Origin of the sequence: Curtobacterium phoenicis (assembly GCF_047238015.1) — a bacterium.
Classification (GTDB): Bacteria; Actinomycetota; Actinomycetes; order Actinomycetales; family Microbacteriaceae; genus Curtobacterium.
Window position 1 is genome coordinate 3,076,210 of the sequence record NZ_JBDFLZ010000002.1, and the last position, 14,493, is coordinate 3,090,702.

15 protein-coding genes are annotated in these 14,493 nt (G+C 72.9%); 11 read left to right on the forward strand and 4 right to left on the reverse strand.

The window, feature by feature from the left end; all coding sequences use genetic code 11:
- Nucleotides 1–221 precede the first annotated feature (221 nt).
- From ABC270_RS14690 to ABC270_RS14740, 11 genes are all read left to right on the forward strand, one after another.
- Nucleotides 222–1,202, forward strand: coding sequence for a squalene cyclase (locus ABC270_RS14690; RefSeq protein ID WP_412881471.1), 981 nt, complete (start codon nt 222–224; stop codon nt 1,200–1,202).
- A 91-nt stretch (nt 1,203–1,293) separates the two neighbouring features.
- Entirely contained in the window at nt 1,294–1,695 is a 402-nt protein-coding gene (locus ABC270_RS14695) for a GNAT family N-acetyltransferase (protein ID WP_412881472.1), read from the forward strand.
- A gap of 117 nt (nt 1,696–1,812) precedes the next feature.
- Nucleotides 1,813–2,433: an HAD-IA family hydrolase gene (locus ABC270_RS14700; protein ID WP_412881473.1), complete on the forward strand. Its 621-nt coding sequence runs from the start codon at nt 1,813–1,815 to the stop codon at nt 2,431–2,433.
- Nucleotides 2,434–2,442: 9 nt separating this feature from the next.
- Entirely contained in the window at nt 2,443–2,886 is a 444-nt protein-coding gene (locus tag ABC270_RS14705) for a hypothetical protein (RefSeq protein ID WP_412881474.1), read from the forward strand.
- A gap of 29 nt (nt 2,887–2,915) precedes the next feature.
- Nucleotides 2,916–3,761: a phosphotransferase gene (locus ABC270_RS14710; protein ID WP_412881475.1), complete on the forward strand. Its 846-nt coding sequence runs from the start codon at nt 2,916–2,918 to the stop codon at nt 3,759–3,761.
- 38 nt (nt 3,762–3,799) lie between these two features.
- Nucleotides 3,800–4,450 (forward strand): hypothetical protein, encoded by a 651-nt coding sequence (locus ABC270_RS14715; protein ID WP_412881476.1) that lies wholly within the window; start codon nt 3,800–3,802, stop codon nt 4,448–4,450.
- Between the two features lie 268 nt (nt 4,451–4,718).
- Nucleotides 4,719–5,456, forward strand: coding sequence for a DUF4129 domain-containing protein (locus ABC270_RS14720; protein ID WP_412881477.1), 738 nt, complete (start codon nt 4,719–4,721; stop codon nt 5,454–5,456).
- Nucleotides 5,453–5,932 (forward strand): hypothetical protein, encoded by a 480-nt coding sequence (locus ABC270_RS14725; RefSeq protein ID WP_412881478.1) that lies wholly within the window; start codon nt 5,453–5,455, stop codon nt 5,930–5,932. Before ABC270_RS14720 ends, ABC270_RS14725 begins: the two co-directional genes overlap by 4 nt.
- Nucleotides 5,929–7,014 carry an AAA family ATPase gene (locus ABC270_RS14730; protein ID WP_412881479.1) on the forward strand — a complete coding sequence of 362 codons (1,086 nt, stop codon included), beginning with the start codon at nt 5,929–5,931 and terminating at the stop codon, nt 7,012–7,014. The genes ABC270_RS14725 and ABC270_RS14730 overlap by 4 nt, the downstream gene beginning before the upstream one ends.
- A gap of 29 nt (nt 7,015–7,043) precedes the next feature.
- A complete protein-coding gene (locus tag ABC270_RS14735) occupies nt 7,044–8,333 on the forward strand; it encodes a DUF58 domain-containing protein (protein ID WP_412881480.1) in 1,290 nt (429 codons plus the stop codon).
- Nucleotides 8,330–8,869, forward strand: coding sequence for a hypothetical protein (locus tag ABC270_RS14740; protein WP_412881481.1), 540 nt, complete (start codon nt 8,330–8,332; stop codon nt 8,867–8,869). The genes ABC270_RS14735 and ABC270_RS14740 overlap by 4 nt, the downstream gene beginning before the upstream one ends.
- Before the next feature lie 195 nt (nt 8,870–9,064).
- On the opposite strand, the gene ABC270_RS14745 is transcribed toward ABC270_RS14740, so the two are convergent.
- Genes ABC270_RS14745 through ABC270_RS14760 form a run of 4 tightly spaced genes read right to left on the reverse strand, consistent with a single transcriptional unit; the run spans nt 9,065 to nt 14,353 of the window.
- Nucleotides 9,065–10,063, reverse strand: coding sequence for an ABC transporter permease (locus ABC270_RS14745; RefSeq protein ID WP_412881482.1), 999 nt, complete (start codon nt 10,061–10,063; stop codon nt 9,065–9,067).
- Nucleotides 10,060–10,998 (reverse strand): ABC transporter permease, encoded by a 939-nt coding sequence (locus ABC270_RS14750; RefSeq protein ID WP_412881483.1) that lies wholly within the window; start codon nt 10,996–10,998, stop codon nt 10,060–10,062. Before ABC270_RS14750 ends, ABC270_RS14745 begins: the two co-directional genes overlap by 4 nt.
- Complete coding sequence (locus ABC270_RS14755; protein ID WP_412881484.1) at nt 10,995–12,692, reverse strand: dipeptide ABC transporter ATP-binding protein; 1,698 nt, start codon at nt 12,690–12,692, stop codon at nt 10,995–10,997. Before ABC270_RS14755 ends, ABC270_RS14750 begins: the two co-directional genes overlap by 4 nt.
- Complete coding sequence (locus tag ABC270_RS14760; RefSeq protein ID WP_412881485.1) at nt 12,689–14,353, reverse strand: ABC transporter substrate-binding protein; 1,665 nt, start codon at nt 14,351–14,353, stop codon at nt 12,689–12,691. Before ABC270_RS14760 ends, ABC270_RS14755 begins: the two co-directional genes overlap by 4 nt.
- Between the last annotated feature and the right edge of the window lie 140 nt (nt 14,354–14,493).

Here is a 14,493-nt window from a genome sequence, read left to right on the forward strand (position 1 = left end):
GGGATGGTGCTTCGCGTGGTGGTCCATCAGGTTGCCTTCGGGTCGGCTCCTCGCGGCCTCGGATCGGGCCGTGCCGGGACCGTACGTCCGTACAGATCCCTGCCGCGAGGGATGCTCGACGACTTTGCGGGAACCTGCACCGGTGCGGCCTCCCCGTGATCGTGGTGAACCACGGTGCGATCCGTGGTGCGATCCGCGGGCAGCGCGGTAGCCTCCGCGGCATGGACGACGTCGTCGACTGGCTGCTCGACTCCGACCCGGCGATCCGCTGGCAGGTGGAACGGGACCTCGTCGGCGCGCCGGCCGGGGTCTGGCAGGCCACCCGCGATCGCGTCGCCACCGAGGGCATCGGCGCCGCCCTGCTCGCCCACCAGGACCCCGACGGCCAGTGGGCCGGTGGCGCGTACTTCCCCGCCGACTTCGACCCCGACGGTCCGGAAGCAACGGCGCCGGGGCAGCCCTACACGGCGACCACGTGGGCGCTCAAGGACCTGCGCGAGTGGGGACTCGACGCCGCGGTCCTCGGAGACACCGCCGCACGGCTCGACGCGAACAGCCGTTGGGAGTACGACGACCTGCCGTACTGGGGCGGCGAGGTCGACTGCTGCATCAACGCCTTCACGCTCGCCAACGGCGCATGGCTCGGGGCCGACATCGACGGGATCGCGCAGTGGCTCCTCGACCACCAGATGGACGACGGCGGATGGAACTGTGAATGGGTCGACGGCTCGACCGTGTCGTCGTTCCACTCCACCCTCAACGTGATCGAGGGCCTCCTGCAGCACGAGGTCCTGACCGACGGACGGCACCCCCTCGCCGCGGACCTTCGCGCAGCCCGACAGCGGGGCGCCGAGTACCTGCTCGAGCGTGGGCTCCTGCACCGGAAGTCCGACGGAGCACTCGTGGGCTCGTGGGCGACCGCGTTCGCGTACCCGTTCCGCTGGAAGTACAGCGTCCTCCGCGCGACCGACCACCTCCGAGCCGCATCCCTCCAGGACGGCACGGCGCCCGACCCGCGCGCTGCCGAGGCGGTCGAGGTGGTCCGTGCCGCCCGCGGTGCGGACGGACGGTGGGTGCAGGGCGAGCGTGCACCGGGCCGGCAGTGGTTCGAGGTCGACGCGCCAGCCGGCGAGCCGTCCCGGTGGCTCACCCTCGTCGGCACGCGGGTGTTGCGTTGGCGGGACGGTACGGACGCTGCGTGAGCAGGGACGTCGCCCGCGCGTCCGCATGACGGACCGCCACTGCGACGTTCTCCGGACCATCCGTGTGACGGCGTCACAGTACCGTTCTCGTGTGGACTGTTCCTTCGCCGCTCCGACCGCGACGGAGTTCAAAGCGCTCTACGACGAGACCGGGTGGGCGGGCTGGCCCCTCGACCACTTCGAGCGGGCCCTGTCCGGGAGTTGGGTCGTCTGCACCGTCCGCGATGACAGCGGCCGTCTGGTCGGGATGGGCCGACTCATCAGCGACGGGGCGCTCCACGCCTTCGTCACGGAGATGATCGTGACCGAAGACGCTCGCGGTGCGGGCGTCGGCGGGAACGTGCTCGGGCGCCTGGTGGACGAGGCGCGTCGACGCGGCGTGACCGACGTGCAGCTCTTCGCGGCACGAGGGCGGGCTGAGTTCTACGAGCGTCACGGCTTCGAGCGGCGGCCCCACAGCGGGCCGGGCATGGACGTGGTGGGCGAACGTTAGCCGATCGGCTCCGGTGACGCGTGGAACACGGCAGAGATCCGGAAGGCAGGCGTTCGAGACACCCGGAGCAGCCGTCGGTGACGACGGGACGCCGACGGGTCGCGCTAGTCTTCGGCGATGCAGTGGATCCTCTACGACGTCGGCGGCGTGCTCGAGCTCGTGGACGACGATCGGTGGCCTGACGTGCTGCGCGAGACCTGGGCCGCCCGCTTCGGTCTCACGGTCGAGGACGTGCGCGCTCGGATGCAGGGGGCCGACCTGCCGGACATGTCGCTGCGGACCGGCGTCGCCGAGGAGTACTGGCGGAAGACCGGGGACGCGCTCGGCGCGGACCCGGACCAGCTCGCGACGATGCGCTCCGAGTTCTGGGACGCCTACTGCGGGACCGCGAACACGGAGCTCCTGGAGCACGCTCGGTCACTGCGGGGACGCGCCAACCTGGCGATCCTCTCCAACTCGGGCGACGGTGCGCGCGAGGAGGAAGAGCGCCGCTTCGGGTTCTCGAGCGTCTTCGACCCCGTCTGCTACAGCCACGAGCAGGGCGTGGCCAAGCCGGACCCGGGCGCGTACCTGATGGCAATGGAGCGGATGCACGCGTCGCCTGACAAGGTCCTCTTCATCGACGACAACGAAGGCCCGGTGCGCGGCGCACAGGAGTGCGGCATCCGAGCCGAACGGCACGTGCGCAACGAGACCACCATCGCCGCGATCGAGCGCTTCCTCGCGCCGCGTCCGTAGGCTCGACGGGTGACGGACCGCCTGTGGCACCAGCGCGACCCGATGGAGTCCCGCGGTCCGGATGGATCGGGACGGACGATCGCCGGGTGGGTGGGGCTCGGGATCGCGCTGCTCTGGTTCGCCGCGATGTCGCTCGCGCTCTCGGTCGCGAACGCCGTGTCGGACGCTGACCTCGCCGGAGCAGGCGCCGTCCGGCACCCGCTCGACGACCCGCCCGTCGCCGTCGCTCGGGCGGAGCTCCTCGTCGGCGTGGTGGGCATCGCCGCACTCCCCGTCGCCGTCACGGTGGTCGCGCTCGGCCACCGGGGAGTCATCAGGGGCTGGGTCGCCGGATACCGTGTCGGCTGGGCCGCGCTGGTCATCGGTGGCCTCGGTCTCGTCCCCGCCGTGGTGGCCTGCCTCTTCGGCGTGCTCATCTGCGTCCTCGACGGCGGAGTCGTCTTCGCGGGATGATGCGCGACGAGTGCGTCGTAGGGTGAGGTGTGGACTGGGGGACGAGCGGGCTGCGGGAGGCACAGGTCGCGTTCCTCCGGTCGGTCCTCGACGATCCGCACCTCGTCGCCGATGACTCCTGGGGGCTGCTGGACACCCGGGTGCTCCACGTGCGGGACACCGCCGGTGAGTACGTCGTCAAGGCGTCGGGCCTGGACAACGCACACTTCCCGCGTGAACTCACCGCACACCGCAACGGCTGGACGGGGGTCCTCGGTGCGCAGACCTCCCGCTTGGTCGCCGCCGACGAGGACGCACGGGTCCTGGTCCTCGAACGGCTCCCGGGCCGGCTCGCGCTCGGGTCGCCCGACGAGCACGACCCCGACGTCCACCGTCAGGCCGGGGCCGCCCTGCGACGGTTCCACGACCAGTCCACGCAGGAGGACCGCCAGTACCTGCGCCGTGAACGGGACAAGGTGCTCCGGCTCCTCGGCGAACCGCACCGGATCGACGCGGCCACGGCCGAGCGGACCCGTGAGCTGTTCGAGAACTACGCGCCCGGTCCGGTGATGATCGTCCCGACGCACGGCGACTGGCACCCGCGCAACTGGCTCGTGCACCGGGGGCGGCTCCTCGCCATCGACTACGGCCGCTTCGCGCTGCGCCCGGCCGCCACGGACTGCACCCGGCTCGCCGTCCTGTACTGGGAGCACCACCCCGAGCTCGAGCGGGCGTTCCTCGACGGCTACGGTTCGGATCCCCGTGAGCCCGAGGACTGGCGCTGGCTGCAGCTCCGGGAGGCCGTCGGCACGGTGGTGTGGGCGTACGCGGTGCACGACGAGGCGTTCGAGGCGCAGGGACACAGGATGCTGCGGGACGCGCTCACCGCGTTCTGACCCCGCCGCTCCTGATCGCCTCGGAGCAGGATGGGCCGGTGGCGTTCATCAGGGACCGGTGGGTGGAGCGCCTGCGCGACGGCACCGCAGCACCGTCGTGGCCGGTCCACCTGGTCGCCGTGGTCCTGGTGCTCGGTGCCCCGGCCCTCATCGTCGCCGAGTTCCGTTCACCGACGTTCGTCGCCGAGATGGCCCACAGCAGTCGGGTCGGGAGCATCGTCCTGGTCGAGCTGGTGCTGGTCGTCGTCGGCTTCGCCATGTCGATCGGCACGTGGTGGAGCGGGCGCCGTGACCGACGGGTCCTCGCCCGGATCCGAGCGAGCGGACACGGGCCCACGTTCTTCCTGCCGGTGCTGACGAAGGGCATCCGCACGAGCGAGGACCTCCCCCGCCCGCGCCCGGAGGTCTGGACGATCGACGCGGACGGACTGCACGGGTGGACGCCCGACCGGGACGCCCCGGTGGTCGACGTCCCGTGGGCTCGGATCGGGCGGATCAGCCTCGCCACCAAGGACACGCGCGGCGCCCGCGTCGACTACGCCCTCTGGTTCGGCCTCGACGCTGGCAACCCGCTCGTCCTCGTACCGCGGACCTCCCTCGGACGCCCCTTCAGCGCCGGCCCGGGCGGACTCCAGACCCTCCTGCCCGTGGTACGTGCGCTCCGGCGCGAGCTGGACCACCGTCCCTGACCCCGCGGCACGGCTCGCTAGGGCGCCGCGGTCGTCGCGCGCCACCGGCGGCGGGAGCGACGCGCAGCGGTGACCAGCCTGGAGGCGCGACCCGCCTGACGGAGGCCGGTCGCGCCTCCAGGCGGTCGCACTCCCCACCGTCGGTCCGGGCCCGGCGGCCACTCGCGGACCGCCCCGGACCGATCCGCTCCCCGTCCGACTGCCGCTCGCGGACCGCCCCCGACCGATCCGCTCCCGATCCGGCAGCCACCCGGGGTAGCGTGGGCCCATGGGGAACGACGACGATCCGCACCGCAGCGGCCTCCCGTTCGTCCCCGTCGCGACCTTCGCCCTCGGAGCACTCGTGGTCGTCGCGGCCGCGATCGGCGCGCGGCCCGTGCTGACCGGCGCACGCTGGTCGCCCAGCGTCGCGCCGGCCCGTCCGCCCGCCGTCGTGTCCACGGTGTCGCCGCCACCCGCGACGAACGAACCGCAGCAGCTCGGCGCGCGGGCGCCACAGCACGTCGACGCGACCTGGGTCCTCGTCGTCCTCGCGGTGGTCATCGCCGCACTGCTGGTGTTCGTGGTCCTGCACCTCCTGCGGAAGCGGCGACCGCGCGAGCGACCGGAGGCCATCGACGTCGCCGGGCTGGGGGTCGAGGCGCCGGTCGATCCCTCCGCCGAGGTCGGCCGGCAGCACCTCCGCCGCGGGATCGGTCGCGCGCTCGAGGTGCTGTCCGCACGCCGCGACCCGTCCGACGCGGTCACCGCGGCGTGGTTGGGGCTGCAGGAGTCCGCGGAGGACGCCGGCTTCCGTCGGGGGTCTGCGGAGACGCCGACCGAGTTCACGACCCGCATCCTCCGGCAGCTCGACGTCGACGAGCGCGCCCTCGGCACCCTCCGTCGCTGCTACCTCGCGGTGCGCTTCGGCGGGACCCCCGCGACCGACGCGGACGTCGCCGCGGTCCGTGCCGCACTCCGCACGCTCGACGCGCAGTGGTCCGACGCACCGACGGGCCGATCGTGACCCGCGGGCGCGTCACCGGCGTGCTCGTGCTCGCCGTCGTCGCGGCCGCGGTCACGTGGTTCTTCGGTGTCGGCGTCCTGCAGTCACTCGCCGTCGGCGGCGTCGTCGCCGCGGTCGGGCTGACGTGGAGCGCGATCCGTGAGGACGTCCCGCTGACCTGGCCCCTGCCTCCCGTCCGGTCCGGACCCGGCGCCCGACGCGAGCTGTCGGAGACGGCGTGGGCGCTGCGCGCGCGCGGCGGTGTGCCGGAGCGGACGCTCGACCGTGCCCGTTCGGTGGCGCGGCACCGTCTGCGGACGCTGCACCGACTCGACCTCGACGACCCGCACGACCGGGAGGCGATCGAGGCCGTCCTGCCGCCGGGGGTGGTCGCCGTGCTGGTGCGCGAGCGGCGGACCGAGATCGACCTCACCACCTTCGCGAGCGTCCTCACGGCGCTCGAGACCCTGGAACCCACGACCGAGAGGCACCCGTGACCGACACCACGACGCAGGGCGCACAGCCGCTGCCCATCGCCGACGTCGCCGCTCGCAGCAGTGAGGTCCTCGACACGGTCGGCGCGGTCGTCGTCGGGATGCGGGAGTCGCTCGAGCTGGCGTTCGCGAGCATCCTCGCGGGCGGTCACGTCCTGTTCGAGGACGTCCCCGGGCTCGGCAAGACCCTCGCCGCCCGGAGCCTCGCCGCCGCGTGCGGGCTCGACTTCCGCCGGCTCCAGTGCACGCCGGACCTGTTGCCCGCCGACATCACCGGGTCGTTCGTCTACGCACCGGCGACGACGGAGTTCGTCTTCCGACCGGGGCCGGTCTTCACCGGGATGTTCCTCGCCGACGAGATCAACCGGACGTCGCCGAAGACCCAGTCGGCGCTGCTCGAGGCCATGGCCGAGGGGCAGGTCACGGTCGAGGGCGAGGGCTTCCCGCTCCCCCGGCCGTTCCACGTCATCGCGACGTCGAACCCGATCGAGTACGAGGGTACCTACGCCCTGCCCGAGGCCCAGCTCGACCGCTTCATGGTGCGACTCTCCGTCGGGTACCCCACCCGCGAGGGCGAGCAACGGGTGCTCCTCAACCGGATCGGACGACGGCAGGAGGTCGCGACGGTCCCGGCCGTGGTGGATGCGGCCGACATGCTGCGGATGCAGGCGACGGTCGAGGGCGTGCACGTCGACGAGGACATCGCGCTGTACTGCGTCGACCTCGCGGCGGCGACCCGGACCCACCGCGACGTGCAGGTCGGCTCGTCGCCACGCGGTGCGCAGGCGCTCATGCTCGTCGGCCGTGCCCGAGCGGTCATGGACGGGCGCGACTTCGTCACGCCGGAGGACGTCAAGACCGCTGCCGTCGCGGTCCTCGCGCACCGGATCTCGTTGACGCCGCAGGCGTGGGCGAACGGGGTCGACGCGGCACTGATCGTCCGGGGCATCGTGGCGCAGGTGGCGGGGCCGCCGGTGGTCGGGGCGGGGGGCGCGCGGACCGCGTTCGGCACGTCAGGCACCGCGGGCGCCGGCACGTCCGACGCATCCGGCGCATCCGGCGCATCCGGCCTGGAGGCACGGTGAGCATTCCCAACGAACCGTCGCCTCGTCCCGTGGCCGGCTCGGCACCGGTCTGGGTGCGGAGCCCGGCGCTCGTCTTCGGACTCGCGGCCGGCGTGTTGCTCGCCGGGCTCGGTCTCGTCACAGGACGCCCCGAGCTCGTGCTGGTCGCGCTGCCGGCCCTCGTGACCGCAGCCTTCGGCGCCCGCGCCCGGCTCGGCGCTGCCCCGGCCCGCACGACGATCACCCTCGCGCCGGCCGACTCCGGCCGCGGCGTCGGGTACCTGGCCGAGGTCGCCCTGCCGCCCACGGCCGAGGCGGTCGCCGTCGAGTTCCGGATCGCCGGCGACCGACGACACGTCGTCGTGGTCGAACCACGCCGTGCGGCACGCCTCACCGGCACCGTCCCGGTCACGCACAGTGGCCCCCAGGAGATCATGCGGACGCACCTGTCGCTCCTGGGCCTGGGCGGCACGGCGGTCTCCGTTCCGGACGAGGGACCGGTGCGCTCGGCGGTCGTCCCACCCCCGCACCTGCGCATGCAGCACCTCCCCATGCCGAGCCGCGTGACGGGCATCACCGGGGCGCACGACTCCGCCCGTCCCGGCGACGGCGGCGAGTTCCGCGACGTCGCGCTCTTCGCCCCCGGCGACCGGCTCCGACGGATCGACTGGCGCCGGACCGCGCGTCGTGCGGAGCGACCCGGCGACCTCTACGTGCGTCGGACCTTCGCCACGGCCGACGCCCTGGTCGTCCTCGTCCTCGACGGGCGGGACGACCTCGGCGCGGACGTCACCGAGTGGAGCGGGGCGCGGCACGGCGGCCACGAGGCGACGTCGCTCGACCTCGCCCGCGAGGCCGCGGTCTCCCTGGCGACGGCGTACATCGCCGCCGGCGACCGCGTCGGCTTCCGTGACCTCGCCGGGACCGCACGGTCGGTCGAGCCCGGCGGCGGGACCCGGCACCTCGAGCGGCTCCGCTCGACGATCGCCGCGGTGACCCCGACCGGTGACGCGACGGCGACGGCGCGGATGCCGCTCGTGCCGGCGGCGTCGCTCGTGGTGGTCCTCTCGACGTTCCTCGACGACCAGGCGGCGACGATGGCGATGACCTGGGCCGCCACCGGACACCGCGTCGTGGCCGTCGACGTGCTCCCGACGCCCGACGACCAGCGGGCGAGCCGACACGAGCGCGCGGCGGCCCGGCTCATCGCCCTCGAACGTGCCGACCGGCTCGCGGAGATGACGGCGACCGGCGTCGAGCTGATCCGGTGGCGGACGGGCGACGGTGACTCCCCCGCCGTGCAGCTCCGCCTGCTCAGCCGCACTCGGCGGGCCGGATGACGGGGCGGTCGCGGGCGGAACGGACCGGCGCCCCGTCGATCGGTCGGGCCGTCCCGGCGTGGTCGATCGGCGCGCTCAGCCTGGCCGCGGGCGTCGTCGGGTCGGTCGTCGTGGTCGGAGCGAGCGGTTGGCTCGTCGTCGCGATCGTCCTCGCTCTGGCCGCGGCGGTGGTGCCCCGCGGCCCCTTCGCGGCGCTGCTCACGGTGCAGCTCGGCCTCGCGGGGATCGGCGAGACGGACCTGCCGGTGCTCCTCCTCACGACGCACCTCGTCCTCGCGACGAGCCTGCTCTGGGCGTGGACGCCGCGGACCGCCCGGGTGCAGCTCCGGGCGCTCGTGCCGTCGGCGCTGCGGTTCGTCGCGCTGCAGGTCGGCGTGCAGGCCGTCGCCTTCGTGGTCGTCGCGCTGCTCGGCGGCACCGGACCCGTCGGCGGCGTGTGGCTGGCCGTGGCGGGGACGGTCGCGCTCCTGGCACTCGCCCTCGGCCTGTTCGTGCCGACGCTGCTGCGCGCCGGCGACGGGGAGGAGGGACCCTGACGGGCATCCTGCTGCGGGTTGGTGGAGCGCTCCGGAAATCGAACCAGACGAGGTCCCCCGAACTGGGACGCGCCCCGAGGAGTGGTGCAGGACGACCCTAGCGGCACCGCGGGCCGTCGTGCTGTGAGCACCCCGTGGATCGACCATCCGCCCTGATCGGCCGTACACACAGCACCGATCTCGAGCGCGACCGCCTCACGCCCGGCGCCGCACCCGCGGGTCCACGAACGCGTAGACGATGTCGACGATCATGTTCGCGACGACGATGAGCAGCGCCGAGAACAGCGTGAAGCCGACGACCACCTGCAGGTCGAGGGTGTGCACCGCGTCGATGAGGAGCGCCCCGAGGCCCTGCATCGAGAACACCTTCTCGGTGATGACCGCACCGCCGAGGAGCGACCCGAGGTCGAGCCCGAACAGGGTCACCACGGGCAGGATCGCCGTCCGGAGCCCGTGCCGCACCACGACCTGGCGTTCGCGGAGCCCCTTCGCGCGGGCGGTCCGGACGAAGTCCTGCGACATCGACTCGAGCATCTTGCCGCGGGTGAGCCGGGCGTAGATCGCGGCGCTGATGAACGCGAGGACGCACCACGGCAGGACCAGGTGCGTGAACCAGCCCACGGGGTCGTCGGTGAACGCCACGTAGCCACTCGTCGGCAGGACGCCCAGCACGAAGCCGAACAGCAGGATCGCGAGCAGGCCGATGAGGTAGGACGGCGAGGACACCCCGGCGACCGCGACGGTCATGACCGCACGGTCGACGAAGGTCCCGCGGCGCAGCGCCGAGACCGCCCCGCCGACGACCCCGGCGACGAGCCAGAGCAGCGCGGCGCCGACGGCGATCGACGCGGTGACGGGCAGGCGCGACAGGATCAGGTCGGTGACGTTCTCGTGCAGCTGGAACGAGTACCCGAAGCACGGCGCGGCACAGTGGATGACCGACGCCCCGGAACCGAAGGTCCGGCCGGCGAAGATCCCGGCGAGGTACGCCCCGAACTGTGCGAGCCACGGCTTGTCGGTGCCGAGGAACGCCTGCACCTCCCGGAGACGGTCCGGCGTGCACGGCTTGTCGCAGATGGCCCGCGCGGGGTTCGTCGGCAGGAGCAGGAACAGGGCGTAGGTGATCGCGGCGACGACGAGCAGCACGACGACGGCGCCGAGGACCCGGACCGCGATGAAGCGCAGGGTGTTCACCGGGCACCTCCACGGGGATCGAGGGCGTCGCGGAGCGCGTCACCGAGCACGTTGAACGCGAGGGTGACGAGGAAGAGCGCGGCGCCGGGGAAGACGAGGTACATCGGGTCGGTCTGCACCCAGCCGATCGCGTCGCCGATGCTCCGACCCCACGAGGGCGTCGGCGGGGTGACGCCGACGGCGAGGAAGGACAGCGCGGCCTCGGCGCCGATCATCGACGGGATCGAGATCGTCGCGTAGACCGTGATGGTCGCGGCGAGGTTCGGCAGGAGCTGGGTCCGGATGACGTGCCAGCGGCCGGCGCCCATCGCGGTGGACGCCACGACGTAGTTGCGGGTCACGAGCGACAGCGTCTGACCGCGGACGACGCGGGCGACCGACGGCCAGCCGAAGAACCCGATGACCAGGACCACGAGCACCGGCTTCGGGAACGACGTCGGCACGATCGCGGTCAGCGCGATCATGAACACCAGCGACGGGAAGCCGAAGATGACGTCGACGATGCGCGAGAGCACGCGGTCGTACCAGCCGCCGAAGAACCCGGTCGTGACGCCGACGAGCACCCCGATGACGATCGACAGTCCCGTCGCGGCGAGGCCGATCCCGAGCGAGGTCCGTGCGCCGTACGTCACGATCGCGAAGAGGTCGCGGCCGGTGAGCGGCTCGACCCCGAACCAGTGCGTCCCGCTCACGCCGCCGAGCGCGCCGCGGGGTGCGCCGAAGTCGTTGAGCGCGTCCACGTGGTACCGGTACGGGTCCTGTCCGCTGATCGCGGCGATGAGCGGCGCGGCGAGCGCGACCACCACGAACACGGCGATGAGCACGGCGGACGCGACCGCCCAGCGGTCCTGCCGGACGCGGCGGACGACGGCCCGGAACCCGGTGTTCCGGCCGGCGGACGCGGCGACCGGACGGTCGACGACGTTGGCGGTCACGAGGCCACCCCTTCCCACGCACGCCACGCCTCGCGACGCTCGGCCTGCCGCACGGGGTCGGCGACCGGCGCGGCCGCGAGGAGCATGCGCGTGTAGTCCTGCTGCGGGTCGTCGAGCACGGCCTCGGTGTGGCCGCGTTCGACGATGCGGCCGTCGTGGAGGACGACGACCTCGTCGGCGAGCTGCCGCACGACGGCGAGGTCGTGGCTGACGAGCAGCATCCCGAACCCGAACTCGTCCTGCAGCGTGGCGAGCAGGTCGAGCACGGCAGCCTGCACCGTCACGTCGAGCGCACTCGTCGGCTCGTCGGCGATCACGACCGCGGGCCGCAGCGCGAGGGCCCGGGCGACCGCGACGCGCTGCCGCTGGCCGCCGGAGAGCTGGTGCGGGAAGCGCTCCGCCCACGACGGGTCGAGCTGCACCGCGCGGAGCAGGTCGCCCACGCGCTCCCGACGGTCGGCGTCCGACCTCGGGTCGTGGACCAGGAGCGGCTCGGCGATGCTCCACCCGATGGTCTGCCGGGGGTTGAGCGAGGACGCCGGGTCTTGGAAGACGATGCCGACGCGGCTGCGGAGCTCGCGCAGGCGCTTCCCGCGTGCGGTCCGGAGGTCGCTGCCGTCCACCTCGACGCTGCCGTCGACGACGGGGACGAGGCCGGCCAGCGCGCGGCCGATCGTGGACTTGCCGGACCCCGATTCCCCCACGAGGCCGACGGTGCGGCCGGCGTGCAGCTCGAGGTCGATGCCCGAGACGGTCGGTGCGCCGCGGCGCGCGTACCGCACGGCGACGTCGCGCAGGCGCGCGACCACGGGCCGGGAGGCACGGCTCGCGTCGCCGCCGTCGGCATCCGTCGCGGGGGTGCCCGGCCGGGCATCCTGCAGGTCCGCCGCCGACGGGGCGGGGACGACCCGTGCCTCCAGGGCGGGGACCGCGGCGAGCAGTTCGCGCGTGTAGTCCGCCTGCGGACGGGCGAAGACCTCCGCGACGCTGCCCCGTTCGACGGGGTCGCCGCGGCGCATGACGAGCACCTCGTCGGCGACGTCCGCGACCACGCCCATGTCGTGCGTGATGAGGAGGACGGCGAGGGACCGCTCGCGACCGAGCGTCCGGAGCAGGTCGAGGATGCCCGCCTGCACGGTGACGTCGAGCGCGGTCGTCGGTTCGTCGGCGATGAGCGCCACCGGGTCGCCCGCGAGCGCCATCGCGATCATCGCGCGCTGCAGCTGGCCGCCGGAGAGCTCGTGCGGGTACGCCTTCCGGATGCGCTCGGGGTCGCGGAGCCCGGCGGACCGGAGCAGCTCGTCGATGCGGGCCGAGACACCGGCGCGGTCGAGACCGGTCGGGTGCGCCCGGACCGCCTCGGCGATCTGCGTGCCGATCGTCAGGACCGGGGTGAACGAGTTCATCGGTTCCTGGAACACCACGCCGATGCCGGCGCCGCGGACGGCACGCAGGTGCTCCACGTCGGTGCCGATGAGCTCCTCGCCGCGGAACCTCGCGCTGCCCGACACCCGGGCTTCAGGCGGGAGCAGGCCGAGGAGGCTCATGGCCGACACCGACTTGCCCGACCCGGACTCCCCCACGAGGGCGAGCACCCGGCCGGGCGTCAGCGCGAACGAGACGTCACGGACGACGGGCTCCGCGTCGCCGAACGCGACGTGGAGCCCCTCGACCTCGAGCAGCGGGTCGGTCACTGCTTGAGCGAGACCTTGAGGTAGTTCGGGTACGCCGGGAAGTCCGCGATGCGGAAGTTCTCGACGTCCGAGCCGGCCAGGAAGCTCTGCTTCGCGTAGATCAGCGGGACGACGGGGGCGTCCTCCATGATCTTCTGGTCGGCCTGCGCCCAGAGCTTCTGCGCGTCGCTCTGGTCGACCGTCGCGCTCGCCTTCGCGATGAGGGCGTCGACGTCCGGGTTGCTGTACTTCGAGATGTTGTAGCCGCCGCCACCGATCTGCGACGAGTCGAAGAGCGGCTGCAGGTTCGCGTTCGCGCTCGGGAAGTCCGGCTGCCAGCTCGAGAGCGACAGGTCGAAGTCCGTGCCGTTCGTGGTCGCCTGGTTGAACGAGTCGTCGTCGAGCGGCTTGAGCGTCACGGTGATTCCCGCGCGCTTGAGCCCCGCCTGCAGCGCCTGCGCCTGCGCCAGCGTCGAGGAGTCGTTCGGCGTCACCAGGGTGAGCTTCAGGTTGCTGACGCCGGCTTCCTTCAGCAGGGCCTTCGCCTTGTCGACGTCGCCCGTGGCGCTCGTCTTGTACAGGTCGTAGTCCTGACGACCGGCGATGCCCGGCGTGATGAGCGTCGAGGCGTACGTGCCGGCGATGGCACCGCCGGCGGCGATGCGGAAGGACTTTCGGTCGACCGCGTACTGCAGGGCCTGGCGGACCTTGAGGTCCTTGAGGTCACCACGCTGCGTGTTGATCGCCATGTAGGTGATCGGGCCCGCCTTCGAGGTGGCGAGGCGGTCCTGCGCGGCCGGGTTCGAGCGGACCTGGTTCAGCTCGGCGGCACCGAGGTAGATGGCGCCGAACGAGTCCTTCGCGTCTCCGTTGTCGGCGATGAGGGTCTGCGTGACCGTCGAGGGGTCCTGGCTCTCCTTGAAGACGACCTTCGACGGGCCGGCGGTCCGGACGGAGTCGGTCTTCGCGCTCCAGTACTTGTTGCGCACGAGCGTGACCTGCGAGCCCTGCGTGTTCGACTGCACCTGGTAGGGGCCCGACGAGACCGGCTTGAGGTCGTACTCGCCGGTGTTCGTGCCCTCGCCGTCGGGGACCGGGGCGAACGCCGGCATCGAGGCGATCCACGGCCAGTCACCGTAGGGCGCGTTCAACTTGAAGACGATCGTCTTGTCGTTCGGCGTCTCGATGCTGTCGAGCGTCTTGCCGTCGAACGGACCCTTGTACGAGTCGCCGCCCACGAGGAGCGACTTGTGGTAGCTCAGGCCACCCGTGAGCGTCGGCGCGAACGAACGCTCGATCCCCCACTTGATGTCCTTCGTGGTGATCGGGGTGCCGTCCTGGAACTTCAGGCCGTCCTTGAGCGTGTAGGTCCAGGTCTTGCCGCCGTCGCTCACCTTGCCGGTCGTCGTCGCGAGGTCCGGGACGACCTTCGCCGTCTTGCCGGGCTCGACGTCCCACGTGGTGAGGCGGCGCGCGACGAGTGCCATCGAGGTGATGCCGAGGCTCTGGCTCGTCGCGGGGTCGAGGTGGAACGCTGTCTGCGTCGTGAGGATGTTGAGCGTGCCGCCCTTCGAGGTGCCGCTCGCGTCGTCCGACGATCCCCCGCCCGAGCAGGCGGTGAGCGCGAGTGCTGCTGCGACGGCGACCGCCGCGGTGGTGATCAGGCGCGTGGGGCGTCTCATGACGGTGTGCTGCTCCTCGTGGGGTGTGGGTGGCGCACGCGCGTGGGGTGGGCGTGCCGCTGGCCGGCGTCGAGCGCTCCGGCGGCGTCCATCCTGGCACCGCGGGCATCGGCCGGCCCAATCTCGTCGCGCGCCGGATG

Bases quoted from the DNA above. Each gene is read 5' to 3' on its own strand.
- ABC270_RS14760 (WP_412881485.1), bottom strand. From the start codon at position 14,353: ATGAGACGCCCCACGCGCCTGATCACCACCGCGGCGGTCGCCGTCGCA.
- ABC270_RS14700 (WP_412881473.1), top strand. From the start codon at position 1,813: ATGCAGTGGATCCTCTACGACGTCGGCGGCGTGCTCGAGCTCGTGGAC.
- ABC270_RS14690 (WP_412881471.1), top strand. From the start codon at position 222: ATGGACGACGTCGTCGACTGGCTGCTCGACTCCGACCCGGCGATCCGC.
- ABC270_RS14720 (WP_412881477.1), top strand. From the start codon at position 4,719: ATGGGGAACGACGACGATCCGCACCGCAGCGGCCTCCCGTTCGTCCCC.
- ABC270_RS14740 (WP_412881481.1), top strand. From the start codon at position 8,330: ATGACGGGGCGGTCGCGGGCGGAACGGACCGGCGCCCCGTCGATCGGT.